The 17,260-nt window shown below is 55.4% G+C and carries 7 protein-coding genes and 2 pseudogenes; 4 read left to right on the top strand and 5 right to left on the bottom strand.

Translation table 11 applies throughout. The features are described 5' to 3' along the window. Window positions 1-5: 5 nt before the first annotated feature. The 4 genes and pseudogenes from ABEG21_RS21125 to ABEG21_RS21110 form a co-directional block, all read right to left on the bottom strand. Window positions 6-4,640, bottom strand: coding sequence for a DUF6603 domain-containing protein (locus ABEG21_RS21125; protein ID WP_347557371.1), 4,635 nt, complete (start codon window positions 4,638-4,640; stop codon window positions 6-8). 413 nt (window positions 4,641-5,053) lie between these two features. Then, on the bottom strand, window positions 5,054-8,539 hold the full coding sequence (locus tag ABEG21_RS21120) for a hypothetical protein (protein ID WP_347557370.1): 3,486 nt from the start codon (window positions 8,537-8,539) through the stop codon (window positions 5,054-5,056). A gap of 1,063 nt (window positions 8,540-9,602) precedes the next feature. Then, on the bottom strand, window positions 9,603-11,717 hold the full coding sequence (locus ABEG21_RS21115) for a DUF6600 domain-containing protein (RefSeq protein WP_347557369.1): 2,115 nt from the start codon (window positions 11,715-11,717) through the stop codon (window positions 9,603-9,605). A 530-nt stretch (window positions 11,718-12,247) separates the two neighbouring features. Continuing rightward, a pseudogene (locus ABEG21_RS21110) lies at window positions 12,248-12,817 on the bottom strand (Tn3 family transposase); the annotation flags it as partial. Window positions 12,818-12,875: 58 nt separating this feature from the next. Between ABEG21_RS21110 and ABEG21_RS21105 the strand changes: the two are divergent. Further along, window positions 12,876-13,207 (top strand): annotated as a pseudogene (locus ABEG21_RS21105) (transposase); the annotation flags it as partial. Between the two features lie 514 nt (window positions 13,208-13,721). Here ABEG21_RS21105 and ABEG21_RS21100 read toward each other — a convergent pair. After that, entirely contained in the window at window positions 13,722-14,444 is a 723-nt protein-coding gene (locus ABEG21_RS21100) for a helix-turn-helix domain-containing protein (protein WP_347557368.1), read from the bottom strand. A gap of 168 nt (window positions 14,445-14,612) precedes the next feature. On the opposite strand from ABEG21_RS21100, the gene ABEG21_RS21095 reads away from it, so the two are divergent. From ABEG21_RS21095 to ABEG21_RS21085, 3 genes are read left to right on the top strand one after another with little or no spacing between them, the layout of a single operon-like run. Then, window positions 14,613-15,311, top strand: a complete 699-nt coding sequence (locus tag ABEG21_RS21095; protein WP_347557367.1) for an RraA family protein — start codon at window positions 14,613-14,615, stop codon at window positions 15,309-15,311. Continuing rightward, window positions 15,311-16,258, top strand: coding sequence for an NAD(P)-dependent oxidoreductase (locus ABEG21_RS21090; protein ID WP_347557366.1), 948 nt, complete (start codon window positions 15,311-15,313; stop codon window positions 16,256-16,258). The genes ABEG21_RS21095 and ABEG21_RS21090 overlap by 1 nt, the downstream gene beginning before the upstream one ends. 37 nt (window positions 16,259-16,295) lie before the next feature. Beyond that, window positions 16,296-17,225, top strand: coding sequence for an SMP-30/gluconolactonase/LRE family protein (locus ABEG21_RS21085; RefSeq protein WP_347557365.1), 930 nt, complete (start codon window positions 16,296-16,298; stop codon window positions 17,223-17,225). Window positions 17,226-17,260 lie beyond the last annotated feature (35 nt).

Below are 17,260 nucleotides of genomic sequence, written 5' to 3'. Positions count from 1 at the left end.
ACGTATCACAATGCGGATCCTGATCGAGACGGTAGACCATCATCCTGGGTACATGGGGCGTCCCATCCGTACAATAGCGGTGGTGCGGTCAGGAATTCTGGCAGACCCTGGGTGAAGCACGTAAAGGAGGCTGGCCGATTCAGGGCCTCGTGTGGCACGGCGGAGCGGCCGATATCCGTCAGCATCATGGTCGATTCGCCTTTCAGGCCCGAGAGGTGCTCGATCGCATCGAGCACCTTTTGCCGGGCGGCTATCACGTCGCTGGCAGCAATGGTCGACTGTATCTCCGCGATGACGTTATCGGCGCTTCGCGCGGTTGATACTTGTGTCTCGACCCACCATGCGTGCGTCTCGTGGACCGGTTTCTGGTCCTCGCATGTCAATGCGAGGGTGTCCGTTGTCGTTTTCCCCAAGTCGTGACGAGGTGTGATGACGACACCGGTCAAGACATTGCTCAGCATCGGTGCCCGACCGTTTTGCTTATCTCCCCATATGCCACTGGCAACCTGGCTGACGATTGGTCGCACGCACCAGCGTCCGCCGCCTTGCACGGACACGTTCAAAACACTGACGACACTTCCGGACGCCCAGTTAAGCGGTCTGACGCCAAACGCCTGCTTACTTAGATGGACGCTATCCTCTGGGCCGACGGCACGCGAAACCGGCACGACACACGCAATCTCGACCGCGAAGTCATTCGCCGAGACGATCCAATCCTTCGTGATGTCATCGGTGTCGACAAGCCCGGAGAGTGCGCTGACAGTAATAAGGCTGTCTGTGATAGTTGGGCCAACCGGAGCGTCGGCGACCCGCTTCGTCGGGAGCGGTTGATCCATTCGCGCGCGCTCTGCCGGGTTCGCTGCAGGCAGCAAGGTTCGCCGGAACGTATCCCAATCAATCGGGAGCGGTGACGGCGCGGTGCGTTCACCGAACGCAATATCGAAAGCGATGCCCGCGGCGCTGACCTGTACCACACCATTGAAGGGCGGGCCGGAAACATAGAGATTGGCGCCAACCGCGACGGACACGCGAAACGTGCCGAACCAGGTATCGAACAGGGCGTCGACGCCGACGCTGATGCGGACCACGGCCTCGAACCAGAACGGTTGAAATTGGATTAGAAAGTGCGCTTCGAAATCGATCCAGGCACGAATACGGCCGCTTTGCCATGCAACGCTCAGTCGTCCGCCCATCATGAGCGTGCTCGGTGTCAGCGCGAAGTATTGATTGCCCTTGATCGACAGTTGAGATGTGATCTGCCAGTTCAAGGCCAAGGGCGGAACGCGAGGGTAGTGATCCGGAACGGTGAAGCTGGGATGATAGCCGCCAACCGTCAGGACGAAATCGCCCGCATGCGGATTCGGTCCGAACCAAAAGCAGAACGCGAATCCACCGCTCAAGTGCACTTCCGGATCGAACAGATAGGAGCTCGGTGTCAACTGGCCCAGCAAGCAAAACTCACCGAGCGCGGGCCGAAGCTCCGCAAGCAACGCCAGTTCAATTTTTGCGAGTGAGAGAGTTTTCTCTGCTTTCTTCCCGGATTTCGATGGCGGTGGAAACACGAACGTCGAGCGCCCGAGAAGGTTCGCTTTCGATTCCGAGCCAAAAGATAGCGTTAGCAATGCAATGCTGTCGACCAGGTTGAACGAGGTAAATTTTAAGCCGAGCGCGATCCAGTGATTGCCTATCTTGGGAGGGGCGATGGTACGCAGTTGTGTGAGGGCGTCCGCGCCGGCCGAGCCCGCGATTGCCTCGATAAAAGGATGTTTTGCGACAGTGTCGATCGTGGGGGTCACGAGATCGCGGTGATATCCAACGCCGCCCGCGAGCCCGGTAATGTAAAACGCCGGTGGTCCGCCGAGCGGCCCTCGGAATACCATCAGCATGCCGATCGATGGTTGCGGCAGTGGCTCATAGAGCGCCAGCGCCGATAAAGAGAATTTACCGAGGGTCGCCACGATTTGACCGACGTAAGCGGTGTCGGCCTTTTGAATGGCGCCCGCAAGCGTGAGCGTATCGGTCGTGCATGCGATCCGCATACCGTCGAGCGCGAAAGTAGGCACCGGAGGCCATGACAGCGGTGAGTCGGCGCGCAAGCCGATCAGTGACATCTCGATGGGTCCCAGTTTCGCGGTGGCATCGATGTCGACACGCAGCCCTGCTTTGCTGGCAGACGCATTGATGCGGGCAATCGTGACCGGGCCGAATGCGCGTCCCACCACGGCGCCGCTGTCCGTGACGCGCGACGGGGCGCCCTTCGACACGCCGTGGGCGGTGTCGGCCGTCGTGCCTGCTGTGGTGTCTGCTGTGGTGTCTGCGGTCGTCCCGACCGCGGTGTCTGCAGTCGCCGTAGCGGAATGCGTCGTCTGCCGATTCGCCGCGTTGTCGGCGCCGTGCGTCGGCGACGTGCTTGTCGGCACGCTATCGCGTGTTGCGGACTTGCCTGCTGTGGCGCTCGTCTCGGCTTCTTCTGGCGGTTTCGTAATACGGCGCGGAAAGACGATTGATCGCCGCGCGTTCGGCAGTGCGATATCGGCGCTCAGGCTGTAGCCGGAACGCATGTCGATATCGCCGAACCCTGCCGCGAAATCGATACCGTTCACCATTGACGCCACCGCGGTGCTGTCCATCTTTGACGCAATACCGAGCGCGATATTGTCTATCCCGATGACGGGCTTGACAATACCGGATGTCTGCGACGGTGATGGCCGTGTCGATGCTTCCGCTCGATCGATCGCATTCGTCACGCCGCGCAAAGCCTCACCTACGTAAGGCAGTGCGTAGAAATCCAGCGGTGGCAACGTCATATACATGATCGAACGCCACGGTCCATCGCTCGGCTTTTGCGCGATGAAATACCAGTTTGCAACGGAATCAGCGTCGCCTTTTCCCCAATAGAGCTTCAAATGCATGGCAAAGCGCTGAGGGCCTTCCCCGAATCCGTAAAGCACATGCACTTCGCTGATCGCCGCCGTCCCCTCGAGTTTCACCGGCAGTCCGAGATCTTGAGAGAGCGCGCCGATCATGTCTGCCAGATTCAGATCTAAGCCTGTCGCAGATCCCTGAATAAGACCACGCCGATCTTTGTAACTGACACCAAGCGATGCAAACGTTTCGTTCGGTACGTCGCACCCCTGTTGCGAGGCATAGCGGAGATGGGCGTCGCCGTCGAAGAACAAGCCGCCGACCTTTTTATCGTAACCCAGCGCAAGACGATCGATGCCGATGCGCAGGCCACCTATCGCAATCTCGCCTTCCGACTCAGCGGACAGATTCAAGGTGTTTTCTTTGCCCAGAGAGAAGTCCAGACAGAAATTCTTCAGTACGACATCACGCAGTGCCTCTGGCGCGGCGATACCCAATAATTCCCTTGAGAGGTCTTTCACAGCAACGGAAGACACGACGCAGGCGAAGTGGCAACTCCCGTCCGTCAAAGCGGCGGATAGTTCAAAGGGAATCTTCGCAATGGTCAAGCGAGCGGAGAGGCTTCCCTCCCACTCGCTCGCCGCGTGGGACACGCTGAAATCGATGTGGGAAAGGGTGAGTGCCGTTTCCGCGATCGCGAAATTCAATTCGCCGCGCGCTACTGCATGAAACGTGAAGTCGCGACGGGGCAGATTGCCTTCGAGATCGAGTACAGTGATCGAAAACTTCTCCGGGTCGGGCGTGAGCCGCGCCAACAGTCCACCGAACGCACGTTGAAAATTCAGCGGCGTGTCGCTCGACAGCGTGGCGGCAAAATCCCCAGAAGGGTAGCGCGCGGTGAGATCAAAGGTGCCGTTGTCACGGAAGCGGAGTTTTGCGTCTAACCGTATTTCCGTATTATTTGCAGCGAAGCCGGTGACAATGTGCACGGTCGGCTGCATTGTAATCAGTGCGGGCGTATCAGCATGATCTTCTCCCACAAGGACCCACTTGTCCCAGGCAAGCGATAAGCGCAGTGTTTTGAGTCCGTCCTTCTTGAATGGCAACTGAAGGCCCAACGTTTTGACGGTCGGGATCACACCGGCAGGAATAACGTCGGACAAGCCGGGAATGCGCAGTCCGCTCAGCCAATCGCCATCGGGTCTCGTTACCAAATCGGCTTGGAGGCGCAAAGCCTGCCCGCTCGCATCGATGCCCAACCGATACGCATATGTCGGTGCGTTTGTCGTAGGCGCCGTAGCGGTACTCGCGGAGTAGTTTGCGTGCTGGTGCGAGGGCAGCGTAATTTGGCCTGATATAGCAAAACCCAGCGCAGGTGCCGCTTCGCGATCGTTCAATCGGCTTGTGGAAAGCGTCAGCGTTTCGACCGTGATCGCCAGGCTGTTATCGACAAAGGGCTGCCATCGCATTGCCGCCTCGACGTCGATCGATAACAACGCCAGCCCGTCGCGTTCGCCGACATGGCCGCTAATGAGGCGTGGCGTGGTCCAACCAGCGATAATCGCCTTCAAAGAAGGCATTTCCGACGGCGCATCCTGATCGGCACGATGGTCTTCCGCGGCAAATGTTTTCAGGTGTTCAATCGTATCGCAGAGCGGCAGCGCTGCCGATCCACGAAAGTTCACGCCGCGTCGTAACGTGGTAACAGCGAATCCACCGACATCCTTGCCGAGGAGATCTTCCAGCCCGGCGCGATCCCCATTGAGGGTTGACACGCAGCACGTGACCGCATCGAGCGTAAAGGCGCGCAGCCACCTGGGAGGGTAGATGCCGCGGATCGCGGTGGCTGGGTGCCATTTCTCAAATAATGCGCCACTGAGCGAGGCGACGCAATGTATTGCCGGGTCAGGGTGGTCGTCGAGTACGAAGACATGCATGGTGACGGAGAACGCCGCGCCGTTCGTGGTTTGCCGCCCTTTAATTTCGATATGCGCGGTTTTTTCGTGCCATGTGATCTCCTTGCACGAAAGCGTGCGCAATCGTGCAGGCAACAAATGTTCATTAAAAATATTTGTTTGCAATCCAAAACGCGGCAAATCGATATAAAGGCCCTCATCGGTTTTGGCATGATCGAGGCTGTCTTCTCTCCAGCGATCGTAAATACGCTTTAATCGGGAAACTGATATTGTCACGATGCGCCATCCAATTCCGTCTGCATCATCGTGGATGACGTATTATCTGCGGCAAACCAATACGCATCGACAAATTCGATGTAGCAATTAAAAAGTGCAATCTCGACATTTTTCATGTGATTACGATCTTTTTGTTCGTTCCAGGAAAGTACGCGATCTTGACGCTTTCCTTCGTCGATAATTTCTAAAAATTTATCGAAATCATTTATAATTTGATTAATGCGATAAATTGAGGGTTGATTAGCGACATCTCCAGCAAGAAAAGTATCGCATATATGATTTTTTGTGTTTTTTAAATTTTTAATTTTGTTTTCAAAATAACTATTCGCATCCTCGTCGACCAAGGCATCCAGTTTTCCACCGTAAAGTTTGAATGGAACAGCATCAAGCAAAGTAATTGAAAAATCAAATGGATTAAAAGTGAACGTAACATCACTGATAAGATAGAAACCGTCGTCCCATAATTTTTTAAATGCATCCATTAGCATTTTTATCGAAAAATCCGAATTTGAAGGGGTTTCGAACAGGTCAATATTCTCCAAAATCGCATCTGACAGCTTATTAAAGTAATTGTTTTTTTCTTCACCAGAAATACTTGACTGATGATTCGAAAAAACGAGATATTTAACAGCAGTGGATAATAGGCGAAATTCGTTCCGATCAAAATTTTCGATTTGTGCATCTAAGATCATATCAAACAGCTTACCAGAAGACCCCGAAGCGGTCGATTTTACCGCATAACGAATAAAAAGTGCCGCGGGAGGTGCCCATGTCACGATTGTTAAATAATTATCGAGCAGTGCATGAAGTTGATTGCGAATTTTTTTTTGAAGGTCGGGATTGCTCTTTATTTTATGGAAAAAAATCTCTGCAGGAGCCGAATCTTCAGATTCAATGTCAGAAATAGGGAGTGTGCGCTTGCCACCTAGAAGATCGACAATGCAAACAAATATCTTCGATAATATTAAGCCTTCAATCTTCTGATCATTGCTAAGTAGAAATTCAAAAGCTCCGGTAAAAATGTTTCTAAATATTATTGAATTTTCGGAAGCAGAATTACTTTTCGCATTGATATTAAATTCTGAAAAATGTGTGTGATTATTAATTTCAAAACGAAGCACGAATTGTATCAACATTTTGAACGATTTAATGATGACGGGTGATACATCGAGTTGGCGTTTGGCAAGCTCGGCGAGGCGGGGCATTTTTTTCTTGAGTTCCGCGACTCTGTTTTGTGCCTGTGTTGCGCTTAGAAATTCACCTGCATTACCCATTAAATACGCCGACGCATGTACATGAAGATGCTTGTGGATATCTTCAAAGCGCCTGATGGCTGTCTCTATGGCAAGCTGCTGCGTGTTGCAATGTTTGCTTGCCGCGACCAAATTGTACGATGCATCTTCTCCACCATCGCCATGCCCCAGCAAATGGCACCACTCCTGATCGGTATCGAGTTGTTCATATTCTTTAGCATACGTTTCTCGCTGCGCATAGTACGCATTGAATTGGTCGTTGACCCAATAATACCTATGAAATAAGAAGCGCTCGTCCCTATCTCTAGACTGTCTTTCGATTTCAAGTCGTGTTAAGTCGGATGCATTCTTAAATGTGATCGCATCAACTTCAGCGTTCGATATTTCCTGAGCCGTCTTTCTAAATGATGCTCGCATTATTTGTTGCGGCGAAAGTCGTGTCTTGATGGTGCCAACCGGAATGTATTTCCATTGAATGCCGTATTCAGAGGGGATCGAATCGTTTATGTCACCCTTATTGGTCTTTTTTACTCTCGGGAAGGGGTAGTGGGTAGTTGTTAAATATGCATTTTTAACAATTTCCGGAGATGTACTGGGATATGTTAATCGCGAACGAATATGCTTGGACGGGTCTTCGGGGCGGAGCTGCATGGTGGACCTATCGAGGACGAGCTGCTTGGCCATTTTATAGTAGTAACATTGCTCGTTATGTAGCCTTGGAATCAATGTTGTGAGGAAATATATATTTCCTTCGACTAAAATGCTGGAAGGAGCAGGCTCCTCGAGTTCACCCATCCAGTTTCCCAGATGACGAGATAAAAGTAATCCGGCGGCCAGCCCAATCCATATTGGCCCACTCCAGATATATTCCTCTTTCTCGACCCGCTCGGCACGTCCTTCGGCCACGTGTGCAGCATATTGTGGTGTAAATGATTTGAAATTCTCAATCAGATGTAAAGGCATGTTTGCTGATTGATTTGCAAAAAGATGGAATACCCGTATTTCGTCTACGCGCGCATCAGCGACGTCGTCATTTGCAGATGCCGTTAAATCTTCTGGAATTTTTCCCTGGAGCAGGCATGGTAGGTACGAAGCAAGCCGTAATCGACGAATAGCTTTCTGAGTTATTCTTCGATTAGAAATTTCCGTGGATTGCTCGACATCTACAATTGCCTGCAAGGCAGGGAAAATACTTTTCGGAGATGCGATGATTTTTTCTTTATTAGCACTTGCACTTCTTTCACTATCGAGGTGCACTCTAAGGGCACTCGCGACATTTGCATCGAGAAAACTTGAATTTGAAATAATCTCGATAAATTTATTATAAATTACTGAAAATATTTGGCCTTCGCTCGGGTTGTCGGTTTTTTCGGCTTGATAAGTGACAATATCTTTATCGTTTAATAACAATGCACTTCTTCGCGGCGTTTTCACTTCGGGAGCGAGTGAGACATCATATTTTTGCAATGATGAATCGAACGACAGCCCGTTTGCGAATGGAAAGAACGGTGTCAACTCGACTTTCATTCCAGTCTGATTGTTTTGGAGATAAAAAGCGAATTTTGAAAACTCAAACTCCTGAATTTCAGCCAATTTATCATGAGCCTGACTCATCCAGTTATAAAACTCAGAGAGACGCCATTCGCAGCGCGTTCGAGTTTCAAATTGCTTTGGATAATTTTTATTATTATCCTCATTTAGTGGTGAGCCATCATTGAAAATGATATCGTAGAAAAATTTCGACAACAAAAATACCGGCAACTTGAGTGAATCATCTGAGGCCGACTCTGCCTTATAAAATTCTTCAATTACCTGGTTGACAAAATAAGCTACTGCATTGGTAACGGATGTTTGTGATTCATAAATATTTTCGAAATTCAATCGCTTATATTTCTTATCGTTGACAACGATTTCTTGCTCATCATCCATTTCGAATTTTCTATATGTTTTAGCGATATTAAATTTCGCATAAAATTCGTCGCGTAGGTTTTTGAAGACAGATAAATCGGAAGAGATAAGGTGTCCGTCGAAATGCGTCTTATCAAAGAAACGCGCGAGGCTCGGTCGCGCATTAGAGCCGGTGCCGCGGGCACCGATACTCAACAAAAGGGCATAGCCAAATGCCGCTTTATAAAATAAAGGCGAGTTCTCGTCACGCCACATGAGACGTGGAAGAATGTGGTGATCGAACGTAGCACGCTCGTCGCCGCGCATCATTACGAATTCCATTTCATGCCTCGATTATTCGAAAGTGAGCCGATATGCTTGACAGATATTGTGTGGCGCGTATTTCCCGTTCAGGGGGAACGGTGAGATGTTTGGGAATATGACCAGGTAGGAGCGGGGGGGGCTCGCCTGCCCCACATTTAATTATATGTATCGACATAAATTCCTGGAAATTCATGCATATGTAATATATTTGGAGTTTAGAACTAAGATATTTTTAAATTAAAATATTATATTTGTCAAGTGTTTTCAAAGAAAACTATATGTAATAATTTTTTAGTAGACCCCATTGTTAACAAGGCGCTCGTTTATGCTTGGGAAGTGAAAACATTTCCTTTGTGATTCGATTGCGACGCAAAATAGATTTTTACGAACTTTACAATGAACTGGTACGGTTAGTTAAGCAGGGCAAGATTTTATTGCATAACGCGATGTTAAAGTCGATGTTGTAAAGCCCGGAAAAACGTGCGCGAGTCAGATAACAAAAGCAGAGACTTCAGTCGAAACTTTTCTCTTCCGTCGTTGGTAAGAGTGCCGATTGCCATGTGAATCGTTCCCGGTATAAACTGCCCACGAGAGTTGTAAAAGCAGCCCTGGCCGCACACAGGGGAGCATACATGTCATATCGAATGATTAGTCTCACGCTCGCTCTTACCGTTGCTATGTGTTCCGCCGTGATTGCAGAGCCCTTGCAAGGCATTGAAAGCAAATGCGACGGCACAGAGACTTTCGTTTTTATTCCTGCCGGTACCGACAAAGGTAGGTTTTTGGATCAATACGAGAAAGAACGCAAGGGTCCCTCAGATGCAGAATTGAAGCGATGCGGCCTCACACGCGACCAATGGCGAGCATCGGTACTCAAGGAACGTTGAGCATAGGAAAAGATGAGAGGGCCAATCGCGGGGAGCAGGTCAGAAGCCCGCAGCGTTATACGAAAGTCGGCCGCACGTCGATCCGGCTAAATCGGCACCACATAGATTACGCGATTGCTCGATTCGATCGACGCACGCAAGAACGCACTATTTGCAGAGCGCATCGTGCGCCGGCTGGCACGGTCCCAGCGCGCTTAGCGCCGATGCTCCTCCTCTCCATGTTCTTTCGCAGGTTTGTGTTGCTCTGCCTCGCGAGGCTGCGGCCGAGCGTGTTGCACTTCCGGATGCGGGTGCGTCGGCTGTTCGGCGTGGGGCTCCGCGCGTGGCTCGGCGGTTTTTTCCGGATACGGCTTCTCAACGGCTTTTTCATCATTCGGCGCTTCGCCGCGTGCTTGCGTGTGCGGTTCAACTTGTCTGTGCCGTTGCTCTGCGTGCGGTGCCGCAACCACATGCTGCACAGGTTGACCGCGCTCGACGGCTTCGCGCGGGTGCGGTACACCGTTTTCGGGCGCTTGGATTGGGTGTGGCTGTTCGGCGATTTGCGGCCGAGGCGCTACGGGGTTAGGGACGCTTCGGGTCGCGGGTCCGCGACCCGGAAGTTGAGGCGGCTCTGCTGAATGACCTGCGGGTACTTCGACGGAGTGGCCGGACGCGCCCTGCATGCTCACCGGGTGGACTTGTGTGCGATCGACGACGCGATAGCCGGTCGGAGCGGCCGCGGCGCCTGGGGTGCGAGCAGCAAACGCTGCGGGTGCGGTCGTACGCACTACTGGATCACCGGCCCCGGGAACCTTGCCGTCGCTTGCCGCGAATCGCTGCGCCAGCGTATCGTGGAACGCTGCCGGCACGACCGGCGAGCGCGTTGCCACCACCTGACGCTGTGCGAGCGCGGCCGGCGCGCCGACGTTCGCCGGGCGCATTGCACCCGCAAAGCTCTGCTGAACCGGTGCAATGGCCGGGGCGCCGGCACCAATTTGTGCATGTGCCAACATCTGAGCATTGAAAGGACGCGCGGCCTGTGCCACGGGTTGGCCGCGTAAGAAGGTATTGGTGGGCACCGCCGTGATGGCGCCAGGCGCGCTCTGGTTGATGTAAGTGTTATGGATGTTGGTGATGTTGTTGACGATCGTCGTGTTGTGAACGTTGGTAATGTTCACGTTGTTGATGCGATTGTAATATGCGGGGCTGTAGTGATAGGCCGGGTGCCACGCTTCGTGCGGTCCGAGCGCGAACCAGGCAATGCCTGCGCCGACGGTTGCGCCAATCGCCAGATCGACACCCCAGCGTGGTCCGCCGTTACCGCCGCCAACGAAAGCTACCAAAGCAGGTGCATAGACGGGCGGCTGCGCGACGATCGGTCCCGGCACCCAGGCCCACGCATGGCTGATATAGGCCCAACGACCATAATGGAAGGGCGCGAAGCCCCACGGCGCATCGTCCACCCAGGTCCATCCCCAGGGGGCAATCCACGCCCAGTGTCCTTGGTGATACGGTGCCCATCCGGCTGATACCGCCACTGTGGGTACCCACACTTCGCCGTAGCTTGGATCTCTATGCCACGTACCATTTGCGTCGAGATCTTCGTACCCTGGTATTTCACGCGACACATAGCGCGCGGATACAGAGGCGTCTTCAGCATGATCGCGACTGGCTACCCATTGGTCGAACGCATCGAGTCCTGGCACCGCGCCGCCTGCTTGTTGCTGCAGACCGGTACCGACAAACTGAATTTGCTGGCCAGCGCGCATCTGGAACGAGCCGCCATCGCCATACAGCGTGGCAGAGCCTGCGCGTAGCGTAACCGTGGTCGAACTGCCATCGGCCGCGACATCGATGCGGAACAGGCCTGGAGTGGTCGCGACGAATGCGACGTTCGGCGTGTCGATCTCGAAGCTCTGACCGGGCGCTTGCGCCCGTATATGGGCAGACAGCGTGCCTTGTGTCACTTTCAACTGCGTAATCGTGTCGTTTAGATTGACGATGTCGAGCGCGGTTTGATGATCCAGTCGCAATGCCGTCGAACCCGCATGCAATTCCGCTCGTGCGTTGGCATCGGCCCACAACTGATCGCCGGTAGTGAGTGGTCGATTCAACACTGCATATGACCAGTCGGTCAAGCCCGCCGGTTCTAGCGTCACCGTCCCCGTAAAGTAGTTCAGTCGAGCGACGCGGGAAGGTGGATCACCCAGCGATGCCGCAGGCGATGTCGGCGACGGGACCTGTTGTGCCTCGCTGGAAAGCGGAACCAAAGCAAGAAAAGTGGACGCCGCGATGGCGATTGCGCGGATGCGGTGAAAAGACGTCGTCATGACGATTTACTCCGAGAGTCTCGATATATTTTCGTTTTTGTAAGGCCTGAATAAGGCCTTTTCTTCGCTACATAGCGTACTAACGCGGAGAATAAGCTTGCGGATGACATTGGCGGTGCAACCTTTCATACGAAGTTGCTACAAAATGTGAGGATCGGCGTCTCTCTAAAAAAGACAGCTTTGCCCCGTGGAAAAGTTGATCGGCAAACCTGGCAATGTCCGATCCCCCCATGCAGTGCACTGCTGAAGTCGTTTGTAGAAAGCGTTCTTTCATCCCGTAATGAGTCGGACCGAAACAATTCGTTCCAATTCGATCGCACCGCCCCTGTTGATCATCGCTCGCCGCCCCCGTGTGATGCCGCATCGCAGGCAAGGGAAATAGATCTCACGCCATTGATCGCGACGCTTTGGTCATCACGATCTATCTCCGTCATCCGCGCTTTGACGTCGCTCAGGATTGCCACGCATCAAGCGCGATGGCGGTTCCGCCTGACAACGGTCTTTGGGGATCAACGGAACGGAAAGTGTACTTAAGGAATTTCAGGGCCGCCTTCGCGTGGATCGCGAAGAGGCCGTAGCTCACCGCGGGCAACGGTTTCGTGAACAGCGAACGAATAGCGGCCGAGCATGTTGATGTGATCGAAACCCAGCGGATCGAGCCGGGCGACATCCCCGTCGTGGACTTGGAAACCTTCGGAACGCAATTGCGCTAGCACGGCATCCATGTAGATCGTGTTCCACAACACGATGACGTTCAGGGTTAGCCCGAGCGCACCCAGTTGATCTTCCTGACCTTCGCGGTATTGCTGATGAAGCTCGCCGCGTTTGCCGTGAAACAGTGCGCGCGCAAGCTGATGCCGCCGCTCACCGAGGTTAAGCTGGATCAACGTGTCGCGGCGATGCGCTTCGTCGTCGATGTAACGCAGCGAGTGTATTGTTTTATCGATGCGCCCGAATTCCGCGAGCTCCTGCGCGAGCTGGGTCATCCGGTCGCCCGCCTGAAGCATGCGCATGATCCCACTAGCGGGAACACGGCCAAGTTTCAGCGAGCCTGCCAGACGCAGGAAGTCGTCCCAGTGATGCTCAATGCGGCGGAGTGACCCTGCTCGAAACAACGTACAGCAGACATGTTAGATAATCTGTTGAACGGAGGTCGAGATGGGCGAAAAGCACGTACTGAATCGTCGCTACACGGAGGAATTTCGAACAGAGACGGCCAGGTTGGCCAATTCTGTTGGATACCACGAGGCAGCGCGACGTCTTGGGGTGCCGGTTGCGACGGTTGGGAACTGGGCACGCAAGTAGCGGCGTGAAGAGGCGGTAGCGGTGCCCAGCACGACGCCGACAGCGAGCCGTGTCAAGCCTGGGGTCTCGGAGTTGGAAGCCGAGGTGAGTAGGCTTCGCGAAAAGTTGGCGAGCGCGAAACTCGATGTGGAGATACTCTCAGAAGCGACGGCATACTTCGCGAAGGGGTCACGGTGAAGTATGCCCAAAGGGAGGGCCCTTTGGAAACCCCGCCGCCGCACATGCAGCTCGCCGAGCCACACCCCGGGGCCAGTTACTCCTGCCCACAATGCCTCAAAGGCTGACCAAAGCCTTGACCAAAAAAGCGATCGCCTACTTGGTAATGCGAGTTTCAGGATAGTGGATCGACAAAAATTCCCGAAAACCGACGGTGCGTGGATATGCGAGGGAGAGGTCGCATCGTCTAAGTTTAAAAGTCCATGATCGACTAGCTGGTGCTGAACCACAGTGGCGCATAACATCGTCGGCCAGAAATTTTGCTGCCTGCCGTAGCTGACTCGATACCAAGATTAGTCCCGGAACGGTTTCTCGAAGGATGGTCATCGTCAAGAAGGACGCAATACGCGAGGGGCTTTATTTCAGGATAGGCGATATCGATGAATCGGGTCGTGGCATGCGGCAGCGTTGCGCTACGAGAGGTGACCCGATTGGGGGCCATTTGGTCGCGTCGGACAGGACGTGGCTCGCGACGGCTAGCCGCTAGGCTAGTGATCCCATCGGATACAAGCGCGAGCAGAACGCGGCGCTCGCGCCGAGCTTGCGCGACAATTCCGACGCGGCCTTCAACTGGATGCCGTTCAACTCGCCGGAAAGGTGGGCAACTTCCAGGCGCGATGCCGGACCGGACAGGGCCAGCGCGCCCATGAAGGCATTGCCTTCGCCGAAGACCGGCGTGGCAAACGCTGCCGTATGGCGATCACGTGCGCCCGAGGTGAACATCGGCAGCGTCGGCGAGGCCAGCGTGGCGTCGCGCTGCAATCCCCATTGCACCAGCACCTGACTGATCGCGGTGCCGTCGAGCGGCAACGACGTGCCCGGCAGGCGCGTCTCGCGTAATCCCTCGGATGGTTCGGCCCGAAACAGGCAAAGTCGCTGCTCCTTGTCGATGACGTACCACGACGCACTTTCCTTCGCCGCCGCAGCGAGCGCCTCGAGCATCGGCTGGATTACCGTCGACAGGTGGAACGACTGCTCGTAGAGCTTTCCGAGAAAGAGCAGACGCGATCCCAGCGCATACATCCCTGCATCGGAGCGCACGACATAATTCATGCGCTCCAACGAATTCATCAGGCGGTAGACCGTCGTCTTGTGAATGCCCGACGCCTGTGCGAGTTCGCTTAAGGACAGTGTCTCGGCGCCGGGCTTGAAGCAATCCAGTAGCCCGAGCGCTTTCTCCACCGCCGCTACGCCGTCGTTCCCCATCGATGTCTCCCCGAAGATCAATCCTCAAGATTGTACAGAGTAAAACAGTGATTTACCTAGTAAAAGGGTAAACGCTAATGGCTGTCGGGTTGTTGCAGACGGTACAGTAGTTTCAACAGGTACATCAAAAGTGTACCAGGTAAAACACTTATCGGGAGCGAAGGCAAAATGCAGGCATCAGCGAAGGCATCGACATCGATCGTGCGCGATTTCGAGCGGGTTTCCGCCGAGCGGGTCTCCGAGGCATCGCAGTTTCAAGCGGCGATCCTGGCCGACGTCGCGGGACGCCGTGGTACCTTGCACGGCCGCGTCAAGCCGCTCGCGCCGACCATGAAGATCGCCGGGCCGGCCTTGACGGTCGAAGTGCGTCCGGGCGACAACCTTGCCATCCACGCCGCGCTGGCCATTGCAAAGCCCGGTGACGTGATCGTGGTGGACGGCAAAGGCGATCTTTCCGCAGCGTTGATCGGTGAGATCATGTCCACACAAGCCGAAGCCACCGGCATCGCCGGCTTCGTGATCGATGGCGCGGTGCGCGATGCACATGAACTGGCCAACGGCCGCTTTCCGGTGTTCTCGGCCGGACTGAATCCTGCGGGTCCGACAAAGAGCGTGGCCGGGCGCGTCAACCTGCCGATCTCGGCAGGCGGCACAACCATCTACCCGGGCGACCTGGTGGTCGGCGACGTCGATGGCGTGGTCATCATCCCGCGTGCGGACGTCGACCCGATCCTGGCCGCCGCCCATAAGAAGGTCGATGCGGAAACGAAGCGCGTCGCCGCGATCAAGGCCGGTGACACGCGTGCCCCTTGGCTTGAGAAGTCGCTCCGCGCGGTGGGCATGCTCGAGGAAGGCGAGGCGCTGTGATGTCGACTGCGCAAACAAAACCCGTCGTGCTCGTGACGGCGGCCGACCTGGCGCCCCAGGCGCTGGCGTTGCTCGATGATTTCGAGATCGTCTTCGCCGGCAGGCAACCCACCGAGGACGAAATCGTCGCGCTGTGCGAGACGCACAAGCCGGCCGCCATCATCGTCCGTTACGGCAAGGTGAATGCCCGCATCATGGATGCAGCGGTCGGCCTGCAGGTCATTTCCAAGCACGGCAGCGGCATCGACGTGATCGATCAGGAGGCCGCAGCGCAGCGCGGTATCGCCGTGCGCGCCGCGGTGGGGGCAAATGCGGCGGCTGTTGCTGAACATGCCTGGGCGCAGATCCTGGCTTGCGCAAAGGCGGTGCCGAGTCTCGATCAGCGGATGCGTGCAGGACATTGGGACAAGTCGACGCACAAGTCGGTTGAACTCGACGGACGCACGCTGGGGTTGATCGGTCTGGGCGCAATCGGCAAGCGCGTGGCGGCGATCGGCCTGGCGTTCGGCATGCGCGTCCTGGCCTACGATCCCTTTGCAAAGTCGGCTCCGGACGAAGTGACCTTGGTCGACCTCGACACCTTGTATGCGTCGTCGGACGTCATCTCGCTGCACTGTCCGCTGACCGACTCCAATCGCCGCATGGTGAACCGGGCTGCTTTCGCGCGCTTCAAGCGCCGTGCAATCTTGGTCAACACCGCCCGCGGCGGCCTGATCGACGAAGCGGCGCTGATCGATGCACTGGCCGACGGCACGCTTCGATGCGCGGCACTCGACAGCTTCGACGTGGAGCCGATGATCGTCCCGCATCCTTTCCGGGATATCGCCAATCTGATCCTGTCGCCGCACATCGGTGGCGTCAGCGATGCGGCTTACGTGAACATGGGAACAAGGGCAGCGAGCAATGTCATTGCCGTGCTCGATGCACGCGCGCAGGCGACGCATTGATCCGACGCTCTGACGATTCTGCAAACCGAGGGATCCCATGTTCTTGTTGAAGCAACCCGTCGTGCGCACCGCGGAAGTGTATGCGCGGATGCCCGACGCCTTTCGCAAAGGTGACGTGCTCACCGAGTGGGCGCAGGCGAATCGCGGCGGCATGCCGGTCGATTCGTTCCTGGAAGGACCCGTCTGGGCACCGGACGGCACGCTGTACGTGACCGATATTCCCCACGGCCGGATATTCCATCTCGACCGCTTCCGCGAGTGGGCGATGATCGTCGAGTATGAAGGCGAACCGAACGGCATGAAGTTGCTGGACGATCGGCATCTGCTCATCACCGACTACCGCAATGGCCTGATGCTGCTCGATGTCGCGACCGGCCGGGTACGACCTTACCTAGCGCGCCGCAATACGGAGCGCTTCAAGGGCGTCAACGACCTGACGTTCGACCGTCACGGCAACCTGTACTTCACCGACCAGGGCCAGACGGGGTTGCACGATCCAACGGGGCGCGTGTATCGGCTGCGACCCGACGGGCAGCTCGATACCTTGCTGGACAACTGTCCGAGCCCGAACGGACTGGTGCTTTCGCCAGACGAAAAAGTGCTGTTCGTTGCGATGACGCGCGGCAATTGCGTGTGGCGGGTCCCGCTTCGGCCGGACGGCTCCGTCAGCAAGGTCAGTCAGTTCTTCACGTCGCATGGCCCGAGCGGTCCCGATGGCATGACGATCGACAACGCCGGCCGGCTGTTCGTCGCGAATCCCGGACTGGGGCGCGTGTGGGTATTGAATCACCATGCCGAGCCCGTCGAGATCTTGATGAGCCCGGAAGGGGCGTCGCTGACGAACCTGTGTTTCGGGGGCCCGGAGATGAAGACCCTGTTCATGACCGAGTCGGCCAGCGGCACGGTCCTGAGCGTCGAGATGGATATTCCGGGCCTGCTGCCGCACCAGGGGCCGCAGCGGATGTGATGTACGGCCCTGCAACGCGGTGCTGGGTCGACGAA

The organism is Robbsia sp. KACC 23696 (assembly GCF_039852015.1).
GTDB lineage: Bacteria > Pseudomonadota > Gammaproteobacteria > Burkholderiales > Burkholderiaceae > Robbsia.
Note: the sequence above shows the minus strand (reverse complement) of the source record. Positions and strands in the feature narration are given on the sequence as shown.

Coding starts and splice junctions, on each gene's coding strand:
- ABEG21_RS21100 (WP_347557368.1), bottom strand. CDS start 14,444: ATGGGGAACGACGGCGTAGCGGCGGTGGAGAAAGCGCTCGGGCTACTG.
- ABEG21_RS21085 (WP_347557365.1), top strand. CDS start 16,296: ATGTTCTTGTTGAAGCAACCCGTCGTGCGCACCGCGGAAGTGTATGCG.
- ABEG21_RS21090 (WP_347557366.1), top strand. CDS start 15,311: ATGTCGACTGCGCAAACAAAACCCGTCGTGCTCGTGACGGCGGCCGAC.
- ABEG21_RS21095 (WP_347557367.1), top strand. CDS start 14,613: ATGCAGGCATCAGCGAAGGCATCGACATCGATCGTGCGCGATTTCGAG.
- ABEG21_RS21120 (WP_347557370.1), bottom strand. CDS start 8,539: ATGGAATTCGTAATGATGCGCGGCGACGAGCGTGCTACGTTCGATCAC.
- ABEG21_RS21115 (WP_347557369.1), bottom strand. CDS start 11,717: ATGACGACGTCTTTTCACCGCATCCGCGCAATCGCCATCGCGGCGTCC.